We start from the raw sequence: 17,505 nt of genomic DNA, 5'->3' as shown, positions 1-17,505 counted from the left end.
TGCAATTATTTCCGGACTATTCCTAAGTATGATTATGCCTTTCTGGCAATAATCAGAAACTCCCGATTGCCATCGCCCCCTTTGATTGGACTGTCAAAATAGTCTGTTGTTTTCAGACCCTGTTTTTCGAGACAGTTTCGAATGGACGACTCCACTTCAGGATAGAGGCTGTCATCCCGAACAATGCCTCCTTTACTCAAGCCCGCTTTCCCCACTTCGAACTGCGGTTTTACCAGACTGATCAAAAAGCCACCCTCTTTAATCAAAGGGGCTAATGAAGGAATAATCTTGGTCTGGGAAATAAAAGAAACATCCATCACCGCCAGATCGAACCCGGCACTGTTTTCTGTATTCTCGATCAACGTCGGACTCAATTCTCTGGCATTGACACCTTCCAGACAGATGACTCGCTCATCTTTTCTCAGTTTTTCAACGAGTTGATCATGACCCACTTCAATACCAACTACTCTTGCTGCCCCTGACTGCAAGGCACAGTCTGTAAAGCCTCCTGTCGACTGACCGACATCAATCACTGTCATGCCCGTGATATCAAGCCTGATTCTCTCCAAAGCCCCGGCCAGTTTCAGTCCACCACGGGAAACGAACCGGTCCGACTCATCCAGAGCCACTTTCAGTTCTGCGTCCCCGGCAAACTTCTCGCTGGGCTTCTTTACAGTCTGCCAATTACCGGAATGCAACACTTGTACTTTACCTTCAGAAATATACTTCTGAGCCTGGGTACGTGAAGCAGCAAGGTCCTGATCTACCAGCAGACGATCCACTCTTTCCATTCTGATAACCGTATTGGGAAATGGAGCAAGTATACCTCCAAAGCACGGCTCACAGCGCACGAAAAACCACGAGCGCTTAAATGAAAAAAGTTTAATGTTTCACTCATCTTCCGGTTATCTGCTTCTGATTATTCTATGTCCATCTTTTAAACACATGCTCACAGCGAAAGAAAACCGGAGATACAACCCATGAACAAAACACTGACTGCTTTCCTTGCTGCATCTACCATCGCACTGACCACGGGTAATGCTTTTGCTGAATACACCGGTCCAGGCAGTACACCTAAGATCAGTGATGTAGCGTCTATCAATAAGAATCCGATTGATGACACGCAGGTGGAACTGACCGGTTACCTGACCAAGAAAATCGACAAGGAAACCTATCTGTTCTCAGATGGCAAAGACAGTATTCAGGTAGAAATTGATTCGGAAGATTTGCCTCATGTCTCAATCAATGAAAAGACTCAGGTCAAGATTTCTGGAGAAGTGGAAGCCGGCTCTTTCGAAACCACAGAAATTGAAGTCGAGAAAATATCCATTATCTGAACAGACATTCATTCCAAAAGAAGGGCTGCAGGCATGACACCAGCAGCCCTTAAGTCCGTGGAAAACAAAAATTACAGTCACATCTCCAATTCCTAACTACTTTTAGTGTTGCCCTGTAGCCCAGATGTCTCATTCAGGAGCAACATAAATTGAGAACACTCCTCTCTTCGATTCGTACGATAGGCTCTAAGCATCTGAAAGTATTATTCAGTCTCACCCTCTGCGCTTCAGCCTCGCTGTCCTGGTCAGACAAGACCGTCTCTCTCAAGCTCGCCCATAACCTGAACCAGAAACACATGGTTCACAAAGCACTGATCTATATGGATCAACAACTGGATACCCTGTCTCAAGGAACACTTAGAATCCGAATCTATCCTGGAGGACAGATGGGAGACGCTGTAGATACACTGCAAATGCTGCAACATGGCATCATTGATATGACCAAAGGATCGGCCAGCGATCTAGAGCTGTTCGATAACACCTTCGCTATCTTCAACCTGCCCTACTTATTTGAAAGCCCCGAACATTTCAACAGAGTGGTCTATGGCCCTGTAGGCAGGGCCATTATGACATCACCTACCGACAAAGGCCTGTTTGCCATTGCTGCCTATGAGACCCGCTTTCGAAGTTTTTATGCTCGCAAACCTATTCACAGCCCCAAGGATCTCAAGGGGATGAAGGTTCGTGTACAGCCCAGCCCAACCACCATAGAAATGATCAAACTGATGGGAGGAATGCCAACCCCTATTCCATTTGGAGAAACCTATACAGCTCTGCAGCAGGGTGTGGTGGATATGGCAGAGAACAATGAACCTTCCTATATCGATACCCGTCACCATGAAGTAGCCCGTTTCTTTTCAGAAGATCAGCACAGCAGCATTCCAGACTATCTGATGATTTCGACCCATACCTGGAAAAACAAGCTGACCGAAGAACAGAGAAAAATGATTCGGGAAGCCGCAGAACGTTCAGAGAACTATCAAAAGACACTCTGGAACGAAACATTGAACGCAGCCCGGGAAACCGCTAAAAAATCCGGTGTCACGTTTATCAAGGTCGACAAGCAACCTTTTCGGGAAGCCATTCAACCTCTGTACCAGCAGTTTACCCGCCATCCCAGACAGGCAACATTGCTCGCAAAGATTCAGTCAGAAGCTCAGGGGATTCCAATACCCGGACCCACTTTGACAAATCAACCTACGTTCTCTACCCAACCATAATAATGGCACTCGACATCCACTGGTTCGCTATTTATGAATATCGAAAAAATCAAACGTCCTGTTGATCGATTTCTTGCTTTTCTTACTGTTACTGCCATGGTCGTATTAGTACTGTCAGTGCTCTGGCAAGCCATCAGTCGATTTCTGCCTTTTACCACCCCCAGTACATGGACTGAAGAATTGGCTCGTCACCTGATGCTCGCTGTCGCTATGCTGGGTGCCGCCTACACAACAGGCTTAAAGAAACACCTCGCTATCAATCTGTTTAGTGGGCAATGGAAAGGAAACAAAAAACGCTTTGCTGACCTGCTTTATCACTCATCGGTTGCTCTGTTTGCGTTGCTGGTTATGGTGTCTGGCGGACTATTGTTTGCCATGCGAACGTTGGCACTAGGACAAATGGCACCGGGACTCGACATCCCCATTGGAGTGGTTTACTTCGTCATCCCTGTCGCAGGCTGTTTCATTGTGTTCTATAGCCTTCTATTTATATCTGAACATCTCAGAGGAACACGTCACACGCCTCTTAACAAAACCCCGAATAACAAAAACCCTCTGAAACCCATAGTCAGGAACCCATGATGGAAATACTCGCTATAACGATTCTTTTTGGATGTTTCCTATTACTACTGTTTCTGGGGGTACCCATTTGCTTTGCCATAGGCATTGCAACATTGCTATCTGTGATGACCATGTTGCCTTTTGAAACGTCTCTGATTCTTATTGCCCAGAGATTGAGTACAGGTCTGAAAAGTTTTTCCCTGCTGGCGATCCCCTTTTTTATTCTTGCGGGCGTGTTAATGAACCAGGGAGGCATTGCCCGCCGGCTCATTAACTTTTCTCAGGTATTGGTCGGCACACTCCCCGGCTCTCTGGCTCATGTAAACATCATGGCTAATATGCTTTTTGGCTCAATTTCAGGCTCTGGCGCTGCATCGGCCGCTGCTGTTGGCAGCATTATCAGCCCGGTGCAAAAAAAGGAAGGTTACAATCCGGCCTTTTCAGCTGCCGTTAATGCGGCGTCCTGTCCGGTAGGTCTGTTGATTCCTCCCAGCAACGTGATGATTGTTTATGCTCTGACCAGTGGCTCAGTATCGATTGCTGCGCTGTTTATGGCGGGATACCTGCCAGGTATTCTGATGGGACTTTGCCTGATGGCCGTAACAGCCTGGATTGCGGCTGGACGTCATTACCCTCGAAATAAACGCCCACCGGTACAAACAATCTTCCGCGCTTTTCTGGAAGCCATGCCCTGCCTCTCTTTGATCATTATTGTTATGGGAGGCATTCTAAGCGGCATATTTACAGCGACAGAGGCTTCCGCTTTTGCTGTTGCCTACAGTTTTATTCTGGCCTTTTTCATCTATCGAGAGATCACTATTAAACAGTTGCCGTCCATTATTCTTGAGTCTGTCATCACGACCTCAATTGTTCTTCTGTTGGTTGCTGTCTCTGTCAGCATGTCCTGGGCGTTAACATCAGCAGACTTGCCCAACCTGATCAGCACCCATCTTCTAAAACTGTCAGATAACCCAATTCTGATTATTCTCGCCATCAACCTGTTACTTCTATTTATAGGCACATTTATGGATATGACGCCTGCAGTGCTGGTGTTTACGCCTATTTTTTTGCCTATTGCTACAGAACTGGGTATGAGCCCCCTGCATTTTGGCATCATGATGATTTTCAATCTCTGCATTGGCCTGATTACCCCACCCGTGGGTAATGCCCTGTTTATTGGTTGCAGCGTTGGCAAGGTGGATATTCATCAAGTCATCCGCCCCATGTTGCCGTTTTACGTGGTTCTCTTTCTGTTGCTAATGATCATTTCCTTTGTCCCTCAGATCTCATTATTTCTGCCACATCTATTTGGCTTGAATTAACAGAACGCCCGGCACACAGTGTTTTCCAGACTACACTGATGAATCCATTCGACAGGTCTTTTTGAGGTGACGTTATGACCAGTGAGCTCCTGCACCCTGACAGACTGTTCCCTGTAGAGCCTGCAGTCCGGCAGGTAGCCCGAGAGATTTATCAAACCATAAAAGCGTTACCTATCATCAGCCCACATGGGCATACCGAAGCCAGATGGTTTGCTGAAAACCTGCCTTTCGAAAATCCTTCAGCCCTGTTCATCACACCAGATCATTATGTCTTCAGAATGCTCTACAGTCAGGGAATTCCCATGGAAAACCTGGGTGTACCTGATGCATCCGGAGCCACTGAACTCAACCCAAGAAAAATCTGGCACACTTTTGCCCAACACTACCAACAACTCTACCGTGCCACACCCACTCGACTCTGGATTGATCACGCACTCCATGAAGTCCTGAGGGTTTCACACTCACTGAATGCAACCACTGCCGATCAAATCTACGATGAAATCAGTCATAAACTCAGCACACCGGCCTTTCTTCCCAGAACCTTATTCGAGCGCTTTAACATAGAAGTACTGGCAACCACTGAGTCAGCCGTAGATTCGCTGACATACCACCAACATTTGAATCAGTCAGAATGGAAAGGGCGGGTCATCACTACCTTCCGGCCAGACAGTGTGACCAACCCTGAACACCCTGACTTCCAGCAAGACATGCAGAAACTGGCCGAACTCACCGGGCAAGATCCTCACAACTGGCACCAGTACCTTGAAGCCCTGAGGGTTCGCCGTCGTTTTTTTGCGGAGTCCGGCGCAACAGCCACCGATCATGGGTTCCCGACACCTTATACGACAATACTTTCAGAATCTCAGTGCCAAAGGTTTCTTACCCAAGCACTGGAAGGAACCCTTTCTGCAGGTGAGGCAGAACAATTCAGAGGCCATATGCTGGTAGAAATGGCTCGCATGAGCCTCCAGGACGGATTGGTTATGCAGCTTCATACAGGCTCCTGCCGCAACCATAATGCACACGTATTCGATCGCTTTGGAATGGATAAAGGCTGTGACATTCCTCGCCCTGTTAATTTCGTTGAAGGATTAGAACCTCTGCTGAATGACGCAGGCAACCATCCTGAGCTTACCCTGATTGTCTTCACCCTCGATGAGTCCACTTACAGTCGAGAGTTAGCGCCACTGGCTGGTCACTATCCAGCCATGAAACTGGGCCCACCCTGGTGGTTTCATGACAGCCCTGAAGGCATGCTTCGCTACCGACAACAAACCACAGAAACAGCCGGCTTTTACAACACCGTGGGATTTAACGACGATACTCGTGCATTTCTCTCTATTCCGGCCCGCCATGATGTTGCACGAAGGATGGACAGTCGCTTCCTGGCTGACCTGGTCTGTGAACACAGAATGACGTTAGACGAAGCTATAGAAACAGCTCATGACCTGACGTATCGACTCCCTAAAGAGGCCTATAAACTCTGATGGATAACTCTGTAGCCAAAAGACTCAACAGTGACCTGACAATAGAACCCTGGATGAATGCCTTCAGCTATGATCGTAGTCAGTTAAAAACAGGCATTATTCATCTGGGACTGGGCGCCTTTCACAGAGCGCATCAGGCACTATATACCTGTGAAACACTCAGTGCCGGTGACGAAAAAGCCTGGGGGATTTGTGCAGCCAATATCCGCAGTAATCTAAAGCTGGTTGAAGCGCTTGATCAGCAAGACAACCTGTTCTCAGTGACCGAAGTCGATGCAAAAGGTCACCGCTCGGTCTCCATTTGTGGGGCACTGGTGAAATGTTTGTTTGCCCGAGTTGATCCAGTGCCTCTGATTCAACAAATGGCAGAGTTAGAAACTCGTATTGTTTCTTTAACCATCACTGAGAAAGGTTATTGCCTTGATCCTTCATCCGACAAGCTACTGACAGATCATCCCGATATACAGAATGATATTCATCATCCTGAACACCCTGTCACCGCGATGGGATTTATTATTCAGGCGCTTAAAATACGACAACAGAAGAGCAGACCCGCCTTCACGGTTCTGAGTTGCGACAACATTCCGGAAAACGGCCAGCGCACCCGAAGTGCTGTTTTACAGCTGGCAAAGCTTTCAGACCCTGAACTGGCCAACTGGATAGAGCAGAATGTTGCATTTCCAAACACGATGGTAGACCGTATCGTTCCCTCTGTTTCAGACAGTGATCTTGCTGACCTCGCTGAACAAAACAGTTTTTATGACTCTGCCGCCCTACTCACAGAGAACTTTCGTCAGTGGGTTGTCGAAGACAACTTTCCTATGGGGCGGCCCGACTGGGATCTGATTGATGGTGCCAAGTTTGTTGACGATGTCAGACCTTATGAAACGATGAAACTGAGGATGCTCAATGGATGCCACTCTTTTCTGGCTTATCTGGGCTACCTTGGAGGCTTTCAAACCATTGCACAGGTTATGAGCCACAGTGGCTACCGTCTTGCAGCTCGACGCCTGCTCTATGAAGAAGCCATGGTATCTCTGAGTATGCCAGAGGGAGTGGATCTGCATGCCTATGCCGATCAAATTCTGAGTCGATTCAGTAATACCTGTCTGAAACATAAAACCTCGCAGGTAGCCATGGACGGCAGTCAGAAAATCCCACAGCGATGGCTCAATACTGTGCGCTGGCACCTGAAACAAAAATCTTCCTTCAACTTTCTGGGTCTGGGGATCGCTGCATGGATACAATACGCCAGTGGCCAAAACCTTCTGGGAGAGAGGATCGAAGTCCTCGACCCTCTCAAACATGAATTTCTGAAAATCCATAACCGCTACCCAGATGATCCAGACCATTTTCTGGCCAATATGTTGAACCTGGAAACGGTGTTTGGTGAGGACTTGATCGTAAACACTGAGTTCAAGAAAGTTATAAGCAACGCTTATCACATCCTCTTGGAAAGTGGGGCTGAAGCAGCGGTCATATCTCTGGCGGAAAGAGGTTCATTATGATGGAGCAAACCTGGCGCTGGTTCGGCCCTGATGATCCAGTGACAATCAATGATATTCGACAAACGGGAGCTACTGGCATAGTTACAGCCCTGCATCATATTCCTAATGGAGAGGTATGGTCGCTTAAAGAAATCCAGAGACGTTGTCGGGAGATTGAATTCAACAACGACCAGCCAACCGGACTGAGTTGGTCAGTGGTAGAAAGTGTCCCCGTGACCGAAGCTATAAAGCTTCGTAATGGCGATTACCTCAGACATATAGAGAATTATCAGAAGACACTCGAAAACCTCTCCCAATGCGGCATCAAAACCGTTTGTTATAACTTCATGCCGGTTCTCGACTGGACCCGCACCGATCTGGCATATGAAATGCCCGACGGTTCCAGAGCCCTGCGTTTTGATGCGGTCGACTTTGCAGCCTTTGATCTCTTTATCCTTAAAAGACCGACAGCAAAGCAAGACTACAACGCTCAGCTTTACGATAAAGCTCAGCAACGTTTCAAGTCCTTGTCATCTGAATCCATTAAACGACTCACAGCTAACATTATTGCAGGACTACCTGGTTCTGAAGAAGATTACACCGTCCACCAACTCCAGAGCGCCATTGACCCATATCAGACAATCAGCAGTAAACAGTTAAAAGAAAATCTGGCTTTCTTCCTGAAACAGGTCATACCTGTTGCCCAAAGACACGACATCTGCATGGCTATACATCCTGATGATCCTCCCTGGCCATTACTGGGATTACCGCGCATCGCCAGTACTGAAACGGATCTTTCAGACATTCTTGAGATGGTCGATTCTCCGGCGAATAGCATCACACTCTGCTGCGGTTCTCTGGGGCCTGTGAAAGGCATTGATCTGGCAGGGCTGGTAGAAAGGCTGGGGCACCGCATCGGTTTTGTGCATTTACGGAATATCTCACGGGAAACTGACTCACAGAGTTTCCATGAAGCCGATCACCTTCAGGGCGACCACAATATGTTTCCCATTGTCCGCAATTTGTTGCTTGAACAGCGTAGAAGAAAACAGGAAGGTCGCTCAGACCACTGCATTCCCATGCGTCCTGATCACGGACACCAAATGTTGGATGACATGAATAAAAAGACCAACCCCGGTTATTCTTGCATTGGCAGAATGAGGGGACTGGCTGAGTTACGAGGCCTGATGACAGGTATAGAGCACTCACTAAGCCTGAGTAATGAGAGGTAACCTTATGATTCAGGCCATTGCCTGCATCGGAGAGTGCATGGAAGAACAACACTCCCAGCCATCGTTTAACGAACCGTTCAGATGCGGAGGTGATGTTTATAACACTGCTGTCTATATGAAACGTTCCCTGCACAATGGGGGAAAGATCAGCTTTATCACAGCACTGGGACATGATCCTCTTAGCTCAACTTTATTGGGCGAATGGCAAAAAGAAGACATTGACTGCGAGTTAGTGGGTTGTGTAGAAGGCAAGCAGCCCGGACAGTACCAGATACACCTGACAGCTGATGGGGAAAGAAGCTTCAGTTACAACAGAGACGACTCAGCAGCTCGCTATATGTTCACAGCAGGCCTTGAGCCGGAACAACGAGTAAAGCTACAGCAGTCTTTTGACCTCTATTACCTTTCAGGTATTACTCTGGCTATTCTGGATGACCACAGTCGTCGGTTATTACTGGATATTCTGCAGCAAGCAAAACGTCGCGGAGCCCAAATTGCTTTTGACAGCAATTATCGACCCACACTCTGGTCGTCCACTGAAGAGGCTCAACAATGCATCGCAGAAGTACTTTCTCTGACCCATACCGCTCTGCTTTCACAGGATGACGAAGCAGCACTGTATGGCGGTACAGAGCTATCTCAGATACTCAAACGTCTGGAGAACATTCCTGAAGTAGTTATTAAGCAGGGTGAAAGGGGGTGTTTTGTTAGATCCACTACAGTGGAGAAACAGATACCTGCAATCCCTGTAAAAAACGTCCTGGATACCACTGCCGCAGGTGATGCTTTTAATGGCGCCTATCTGGCTGCCAGGATAGCCAACAAATCAATAGAAAATGCCATTCACTGTGCACAGCAAATGGCATCTATCGTTGTTTCCTACCCTGGTGCGATCATTCCCAGATACTTGCCCAAGAATAGTCAGCTGAAAGGAAAAGATAATCAGTCGATCTGGTAAACCAGTGTAGAACCCGATACTTCATGGCCGATGATCAACAGAGGCTTTCCTGTGGGGCTTTCACCGGCATCCACAAACTTCATGCCCTCTGGAGAGACATCACCTGCTTTTTGGGGTTCTTTTTCAGTATCCACTGAGAAATCTCGATTGTAGACGTAACTGATAAACTCAGCTTCAGCAGGATTTGTTACGTCATACATAAGAACACCACCGGTTCTTTCTAAACCAATAAAGGCATACTGACGTCCATCCACCTCACCTAAAGCCAATGCTTCAGGCTCTGGACCTTTGTCATCACTGCGATTATCCCCTTTGGTCTCTTCATCGTTATTGTTAAAGTTTTCACCAAGAACAGCAGCGGTCACTTCTTCAAAATCACTACCAGAGTCATAAACCAGTTCACCTTCTTCATTCCAGATAGAGAATGAACGTGCACCGTATGAATAGAGCTGTTCAAATTGACCATCGTTATCGATGTCACCCAGGGTATTGGTGATCTTCAGACGAGCCAGCTTTTTCTTGTCTTTTGCCGCATCGGCATTCGGATGCTCCAGATCCACTTTGACCTTTTTGGTACGAACTTCTTCTGAGAAACCCAGACAACCGTCTTCGTCGTCGTATTTCAGACCACCGGATGCCAGACACTGGTCTTCTGAAGCTGCTTTGTACCAGTAGTCTCGAGCATCACCTTCATTTGCTGTCACTACATAGGTTTTACCTTCTACAGAATAGGTAGCAATCGTGTCTGGCTGATACATGCCATAAACACCACTCCACTTCTGGAGGTTTACACCGCCATCTTTATTACTGGCATCGATCGGGGACTGCCCATAGTCCTTGTAGCCAAGAGCCACTATAGAATCGACCCGGGCATTGGCAATATCAATCACAGCAAGAGCATTATTTTCCTGAAGAGAAACGTAAGCGATGTTTGAATTATCAGAAACAGCAATGTATTCAGGCTCAAGGTCCTGAGCTACAGAAGCATCACGACCGAATACCCTAACATCATCAGGCAGCTCACTGTTTCTGGAGTGGCCTTTATTGAAAGCCGTGAAAGTGGCATGCCGGGGCTCTTCCAGCTTGCCTTCCGATGTCACCTTGATAACACTGACTGAACCTTCCGGGTCATGCTTGTAATCAAATGAAGGTTCCCCCTCATTTGCACTCAGGAGATACTGTCCGTTTGGAGTGAATGAGACCATATCTGGCAGTGCACCGACGACTTTATAATCACTGAATACCGCCCCACCTTCAGCGTCCAACTTATAAAGTATGATGACGCCCTTCTTTTGTTTGTTACTGTTCTCAACAGCTACCGCCAGCAAATCACCATAAACGGCGACACTGTTAGCAGCGCCCAGCTCCATTTCATCCACACTGGATTGAAGATTGATCTTGCCTATCTTCAACAGATTCGAATCTTGTGTTGGATTAGCCAGAGGCTCACCTTTAAGGGATTTACCACTGAGAATATCGACGGTCTTATCACTGGCATTCACAACGTAGATAGACTGACTGGCGTTATGCCAGGCCACAATCTCCGCCGCACCTTTATGAAAACTGCCCGACGCATAACGACCGATAGGTTCCATAGTGGGGTGAGTGATTTCAGTGGTCTCCTGAACCGTTGAACAACCAGCCAAGACAAAAGGGGCAGCCAGAAGAAAGACGTTGCGGGCAAGTTTCAGTTCCATCGAGGTTCCTGATTCTAATAATTTAATCAGGGTTTTTTATAACGGTTGCAGATGACTGTTTGATGACATTTGTGACACAAGGAATAACTTCTTAGAGTGCGCAATAAGATATTGGTGAGTAACGTATATTTTAAAATTTGGTTAAAAATTCAGTAAAAAAATGCCCGGAGCATGCTACGGGCATTTTTCGTTAGGCAAACACAATCTGCCTTTATGCTTGTACTGAGTTTTCCTCTTCCACCGGTTTGGGCGAAGCTTTTGCAAGACAAATAAACCCTGCAATACCTGCAATCAGAGAAGCAACCAGAACACCCGCTTTTGCCAGCACCAGATCGTTAGGACTTCCGGCAAATGCCAGTTCTGATATAAAGATCGACATGGTAAAGCCTATACCTCCGAGGAAGGCGACACCGATGATATGCATAAAGTTGCATTTATGGGGCAACTCTCCCCAACCCAGCTTCCAGCCAACCCAGGTAGCTCCGGCAATACCAATCAGCTTGCCCAATACCAGTCCCAGGGTGACCCCCAACGTGATGTTGTTAAAGATCTCCGTATCCCCTGAAAATACATTAAAGGGAATGCCGGCATTAGCCAGGGCAAAAATAGGTATGACGATATAGGTGACCGGCAAATGTAAACCCGTCTCGATCCGTTGCAGAGGGGCTTCTGCTAACCGACTACCGTCTCCCAAAGCACGGACATACGCACGCATTTTTTCATTGCGCAAAACGTTTTCACCGGGTCGGTAACTGCTATCAAATCGACGGATCAGACTTTTTATCTGGTCACTGAACGCCACAGGATCATATTTCGGTTTTGCGGGTACGGCAAAGGCAGTGATGACACCAGCCAATGTTGCATGGATACCGGCTTCGTAAAGCTGGAACCAGAGCCCGGCACCCACCAGTAAGTACGGCAATGGGTTACGAATTCCAGAAGCATTAAGCACTGATAAAAGTGCTATAAAGCCAACGGCCCACATCAGTGCAACCTGGTTAATTTCATTAGTGTAAAAAATGGCAATAATAGCGATGGCACCCAGGTCATCCACAATCGCTAGAGCTACCAGGAAAGTGATCAGACTATTAGGGACTCGGCCACCTAAAAGTGCACAAGTACCAACGGCGAAGGCAATGTCTGTTGCCATCGGGATTCCCCAGCCATCGGCGGCAACCCCTTCCGGATTCAAACCTGCATAGATCAGAGCAGGCACTACCATTCCACCAATGGCTGCCATGATCGGCAGTACAGCATGCTTCAGATCCGACAGCTCACCCACCAGAAATTCACGCTTGAGTTCCAGGCCGACGTGGAAAAAGAAAAATGCCATCAGACCATCATTAACCCAATGGTGAATGGACATTTTCAGGCCACCATCGCCTATGGAAATGCCTGCATAGGTTTTCAGAATGTGTTCATAGGCAGGGTAAAGATTCGAATTCGCAATCACCAAAGCAATGACCGCGCAAATCATCAGAAGGATGCCACTGGTTGTCTGACGATGAATGAACTCTTCAAAAGGCGTGAGGATGCGATCAAATGCCTCCTCCCAGCGAGCGTTATAAACTTTGCCTTTCTTACCAATAAACTTTTTAAAATTATTCTCCGCCACAGCGACTCCTTGCGAGTGTCCAGCACTGACACCGTAGCCTACATCATGCGTCAGTGGATGTATCTGTATTTTTTATTACTCATCATTTTCTCACAGCACCCACTTTGGTACTGTACCTTTTCTTTCCCTTTAGCCGGTGCATGACAATTTTTTGCACCTTAAGAGTGCAATATTATATTACCGCAGGGATGTATCTCAAAAGTACAGTCTGCATCTATCCGTACAGATGAGTCATCTGCAAATTGTTTTCGATGCTCCAAACGCAAGAAAGGCTGCACAAGGCAGCCTTTCTTTAGTATCGGATAGCGTAAACTATCAGACTTCGCCGAAGTTAAGAGCTTCAGACAGAGCCGCTTCAACTTCAGAAGCAGATACCTTGCTCGGTACTTCGAACTCAGGCTCTTCACGACCCTTACGACGCTCTTCGTGGTAAGTCAGACCGGTACCAGCCGGAATCAGACGACCCACAACTACGTTCTCTTTCAGACCACGCAGATAGTCACGCTTACCGGTAACCGCTGCTTCAGTCAGTACTCGTGTGGTTTCCTGGAAGGAAGCCGCAGAGATGAAGGACTCAGTAGCAAGAGAGGCTTTGGTGATACCCAGCAGTACACGGTCGTACTTGGCAGGGATCTGATCCTGAGAAGCCAGCTTCTCATTCTCTTCCAGCACAGAAGTCAGTTCCATCTGATCGCCACGGATCAGAGAAGAATCACCTGTGTCACTCACCTCAACCTTACGCAGCATCTGACGCAGGATGGTTTCGATGTGCTTGTCGTTAATCTTAACGCCCTGCAGACGGTAAACGTCCTGGATTTCGTTAACGATGTAACGAGCCAGCTCACCAACACCCAACAGACGCAGAACATCGTGCGGGTTAGTAGGACCGTCAGAAATAACTTCACCCTTGGTAACCTGTTCGCCTTCGAACACGTTCAGGTGACGCCACTTCGGAATCAGCTCTTCATACGGATCGCTGCCATCGTTCGGTGTGATGACCAGACGTTTCTTGCCTTTGGTCTCTTTACCGAAGCCGATAGTACCGGTGATTTCCGCAAGGATAGAGTGCTCTTTCGGCTTACGGGCTTCAAACAGGTCGGCCACTCGTGGCAGACCACCGGTGATGTCCTTGTTACCGCCGGACTGCTGTGGAATACGGGCAACAACGTCACCAATTTCTACAGTAGTTCCGTCAGCCAGGTTCACCAGAGCGTTTGCTGGCAGGAAGTACTGAGCAGTTACGTCAGTATTCGGCAGCTTCAGTTCCTTACCGTTGGCATCCAACAACTGGATAGCAGGACGAATGTCCTTACCAGCAGAAGGACGATCCTTCGGATCCAGTACTTCGATGTTAGACAGACCCGTCAGCTCATCAGTCTGAGTCTTAACGGTAATGCCTTCTTCCATACCCAGGAACTTAACGACACCCGACAGTTCGGTCACGATTGGGTGCGTGTGTGGATCCCACTTCGCAACCACCTGACCGGCTTCAACACCTGCTTTGTCCTTAACAGACAGTACAGCACCGTATGGCAGCTTGTAGCGCTCACGCTCACGGCCGAATTCATCAGCAATAGCCAGCTGGCCAGAACGACTTACAGCAACCAGGTTACCGTCTTTACGCTCAACATGCTTCAGGTTCAGCAGACGTGCAACACCCTTACTCTTCACAGAGATGTTGTCCTGTGCAGAAGCACGGGAAGCAGCACCACCGATGTGGAAGGTACGCATGGTCAACTGGGTACCGGGCTCACCGATAGACTGAGCAGCGATAACGCCGACAGCTTCACCCTTGTTAACCAGGTGTCCACGACCAAGGTCACGACCGTAACAGCTGGAACAGATACCGTAGCGGGTATCACAGGTGATGGGAGAGCGAACATTAACTTCGTCAACGTTCATCAATTCCAGACGCTTAACCCAGGCTTCATCAATCAACGTACCTGCTGGTACTGCGATTTCGTTATCAGCGCCCGGCTTGAGTACGTCTTCAGCAACGACACGACCCAGAATACGCTCACCCAGAGGCTCAACAACTTCACCACCTTCGATGTGCGGAGTCATTGGCAGACCGCGAACTGTGCCACAGTCGTCTTCAGTAACAACCAGATCCTGAGCTACGTCTACCAGACGACGGGTCAGGTAACCGGAGTTAGCTGTCTTCAGAGCGGTATCCGCCAGACCTTTACGAGCACCGTGAGTAGAGATGAAGTACTGCAGTACGTTCAGACCTTCACGGAAGTTCGCAGTGATAGGTGTTTCGATGATCGAGCCATCTGGCTTGGCCATCAGACCACGCATACCAGCCAGCTGACGAATCTGTGCGGCACTACCACGAGCACCGGAGTCAGCCATCATGTAAACGCTGTTGAAGGATTCCTGCTCTTCCTCTTTACCGTCACGGTTAATAACGGTATCGGACTTCAGGTTGTCCATCATGCGCTTAGCCAACAATTCGTTAGCACGTGACCAGATATCGATCACCTTGTTGTACTTCTCACCCTGGGTTACCAGACCGGAAGCAAACTGGTTCTCAATCTCACGCACTTCTTCATTAGCGTCATCAATGATACGGCTCTTGTCACCCGGGATAACGAAGTCGTTAACACCGATGGAAGAACCAGAGATGGTTGCGTAATGGAAGCCCATGTACAGCATCTGGTCAGCAAAGATAACCGTTTCTTTCAGACCAACGTTGCGGTAACACATATTAAGCAGACGAGAAATCGCCTTCTTCTTCATGGTCTGGTTGACCAGTTCGAAAGGCAGTCCTTCAGGAACGATTTCCCACAGCAGGATACGACCAACAGTGGTATCTGCCAGAAAGGCATTGCTGTGCTCTACGCCGTCGTCGTCTTTATATCTTTCTGCTACACGTACTTTGATACGGGCATGCAGGTCAGCATGTCCGGTACGGTATGCACGCAGGGCTTCGTTAACATCAACGAAGGCCATGCCTTCACCCTTGGCGTTAATACGGTCACGGGTGATGTAGTACAGACCCAGTACAACGTCCTGAGAAGGTACGATGATAGGTTCGCCACTTGCAGGTGCCAGGATGTTGTTGGTGGACATCATCAGGGCACGGGCTTCCAGCTGAGCTTCCAGAGTCAGAGGCACGTGTACCGCCATCTGGTCACCGTCGAAGTCAGCGTTATAAGCCGCACACACCAGTGGGTGCAGTTGAATCGCTTTACCTTCGATCAGAACCGGTTCGAACGCCTGAATACCGAGACGGTGCAGAGTAGGTGCACGGTTCAGCATAACCGGGTGTTCGCGGATTACGTCAGCAAGAACGTCCCAAACCTCAGGGGTTTCACGCTCTACCATCTTCTTGGCAGCTTTGATGGTGGTCGCCAGGCCTTTGGCTTCCAGCTTGCCGAAGATGAATGGCTTGAACAGTTCAAGAGCCATTTTCTTAGGCAGACCACACTGATGCAGACGCAGGGTAGGACCTACGGTGATTACAGAACGGCCAGAGTAGTCAACTCGCTTACCCAGAAGGTTCTGACGGAAACGACCCTGCTTACCCTTGATCATATCAGCCAGGGATTTCAGAGGACGCTTGTTAGAACCGGTAATGGCACGGCCGCGACGACCATTGTCCAGCAGCGCGTCTACAGATTCCTGCAGCATACGCTTTTCGTTGCGGACAATAATGTCTGGAGCATTCAGGTCAAGCAGACGCTTCAGACGGTTGTTACGGTTGATCACACGACGGTACAGATCGTTCAGGTCAGACGTTGCAAAACGACCGCCATCCAGAGGTACCAGAGGACGCAGATCAGGTGGCAGAACGGGCAGAACGGTCAGAATCATCCACTCAGGGTTGTTACCTGATTTGTGGAAAGCTTCCAACAGTTTCAGACGCTTGCTCAGCTTCTTCAGTTTGGTTTCAGAATTGGTCTGCGGAATTTCTTCACGCAGCATTTCAACTTCTTCACCCAGCTCGATATCAGCCAGCAAAGCCTTGATCGCTTCAGCACCCATACGGGCGTCGAAGTCATCACCAAACTCTTCCAGAGCTTCGTAGTACTGCTCATCATTCAGCAGCTGGTTTTTCTCCAGGGTAGTCATACCCGGATCAATAACTACATAAGACTCAAAATAAAGTACCCGCTCAATGTCACGCAGGGTCATGTCAAGCAACAGACCAATACGGGATGGCAGGGACTTCAGGAACCAGATGTGGGCAACAGGACTGGCCAGTTCAATGTGACCCATACGGTCACGACGTACTTTCGCCAGAGCAACTTCTACGCCACATTTTTCACAGATAACACCACGGTGCTTCAGACGCTTGTACTTACCGCACAGGCACTCGTAGTCCTTAACCGGGCCAAAAATCTTGGCACAGAAAAGACCGTCACGCTCAGGCTTGAACGTACGGTAGTTGATTGTTTCCGGCTTTTTAACTTCACCGTAAGACCAGGAACGTACCATTTCTGGGGAAGCCAGACCGATACGAATCGAGTCAAACTCTTCAGTCTGGCCCTGGGTCTTGAGTAGATTCAGCAAGTCTTTCAAGATCGCATCTCCTCGTGCAGCCTGATGACCGGGTATTCAACCCGGCCATCAAACCTCACGTT

The 17,505-nt window shown here is 48.3% G+C and carries 12 protein-coding genes; 8 read left to right on the top strand and 4 right to left on the bottom strand.

Annotated features, from left to right (window positions below; genetic code table 11):
* Nucleotides 1-32: 32 nt before the first annotated feature.
* The gene (locus GZ78_RS23330; protein WP_034841703.1) at nucleotides 33-791 is read right to left on the bottom strand and encodes a TlyA family RNA methyltransferase; all 759 of its coding nucleotides are present in this window, start codon (nucleotides 789-791) and stop codon (nucleotides 33-35) included.
* 189 nt (nucleotides 792-980) lie between these two features.
* Between GZ78_RS23330 and GZ78_RS23325 the strand changes: the two genes are divergently transcribed.
* The 8 genes from GZ78_RS23325 (at nucleotide 981) to GZ78_RS23290 (ending at nucleotide 9,604) form a co-directional block, all read left to right on the top strand.
* Complete coding sequence (locus tag GZ78_RS23325) at nucleotides 981-1,337, top strand: YgiW/YdeI family stress tolerance OB fold protein (protein ID WP_034841700.1); 357 nt, start codon at nucleotides 981-983, stop codon at nucleotides 1,335-1,337.
* Between the two features lie 149 nt (nucleotides 1,338-1,486).
* Nucleotides 1,487-2,557, top strand: a complete 1,071-nt coding sequence (locus GZ78_RS23320; protein WP_201772783.1) for a TRAP transporter substrate-binding protein — start codon at nucleotides 1,487-1,489, stop codon at nucleotides 2,555-2,557.
* Between the two features lie 33 nt (nucleotides 2,558-2,590).
* A complete protein-coding gene (locus tag GZ78_RS23315) occupies nucleotides 2,591-3,139 on the top strand; it encodes a TRAP transporter small permease (protein WP_051786488.1) in 549 nt (182 codons plus the stop codon).
* A complete protein-coding gene (locus GZ78_RS23310; RefSeq protein ID WP_034841697.1) occupies nucleotides 3,136-4,440 on the top strand; it encodes a TRAP transporter large permease in 1,305 nt (434 codons plus the stop codon). The genes GZ78_RS23315 and GZ78_RS23310 overlap by 4 nt, the downstream gene beginning before the upstream one ends.
* A 74-nt stretch (nucleotides 4,441-4,514) precedes the next feature.
* Nucleotides 4,515-5,927, top strand: a complete 1,413-nt coding sequence (gene uxaC, locus GZ78_RS23305) for a glucuronate isomerase (protein ID WP_034841694.1) — start codon at nucleotides 4,515-4,517, stop codon at nucleotides 5,925-5,927.
* Nucleotides 5,927-7,435, top strand: a complete 1,509-nt coding sequence (locus GZ78_RS23300; RefSeq protein WP_034841692.1) for a mannitol dehydrogenase family protein — start codon at nucleotides 5,927-5,929, stop codon at nucleotides 7,433-7,435. Before uxaC ends, GZ78_RS23300 begins: the two co-directional genes overlap by 1 nt.
* Entirely contained in the window at nucleotides 7,432-8,646 is a 1,215-nt protein-coding gene (uxuA, locus tag GZ78_RS23295; RefSeq protein ID WP_330217629.1) for a mannonate dehydratase, read from the top strand. The genes GZ78_RS23300 and uxuA overlap by 4 nt, the downstream gene beginning before the upstream one ends.
* A gap of 4 nt (nucleotides 8,647-8,650) precedes the next feature.
* The gene (locus GZ78_RS23290; protein ID WP_034842084.1) at nucleotides 8,651-9,604 is read left to right on the top strand and encodes a sugar kinase; all 954 of its coding nucleotides are present in this window, start codon (nucleotides 8,651-8,653) and stop codon (nucleotides 9,602-9,604) included.
* Here the strand turns inward: GZ78_RS23290 and GZ78_RS23285 are convergent.
* From GZ78_RS23285 to rpoC, 3 genes are all read right to left on the bottom strand, one after another.
* Entirely contained in the window at nucleotides 9,589-11,301 is a 1,713-nt protein-coding gene (locus GZ78_RS23285; RefSeq protein ID WP_051786486.1) for a choice-of-anchor I family protein, read from the bottom strand. The two genes, GZ78_RS23290 and GZ78_RS23285, sit on opposite strands and share 16 nt — an antisense overlap.
* A gap of 211 nt (nucleotides 11,302-11,512) precedes the next feature.
* Nucleotides 11,513-12,916, bottom strand: a complete 1,404-nt coding sequence (gene nhaA, locus GZ78_RS23280) for a Na+/H+ antiporter NhaA (protein WP_081870012.1) — start codon at nucleotides 12,914-12,916, stop codon at nucleotides 11,513-11,515.
* 315 nt (nucleotides 12,917-13,231) lie between these two features.
* Complete coding sequence (rpoC, locus tag GZ78_RS23275) at nucleotides 13,232-17,443, bottom strand: DNA-directed RNA polymerase subunit beta' (protein WP_034841690.1); 4,212 nt, start codon at nucleotides 17,441-17,443, stop codon at nucleotides 13,232-13,234.
* Nucleotides 17,444-17,505 lie beyond the last annotated feature (62 nt).

The sequence above is a fragment of the Endozoicomonas numazuensis genome (assembly GCF_000722635.1).
GTDB classification, from domain to species: Bacteria; Pseudomonadota; Gammaproteobacteria; order Pseudomonadales; family Endozoicomonadaceae; genus Endozoicomonas_A; species Endozoicomonas_A numazuensis.
The sequence above is the reverse complement of the archived record's forward strand: the minus strand, read 5'-3'. Positions and strand labels throughout refer to the sequence as shown.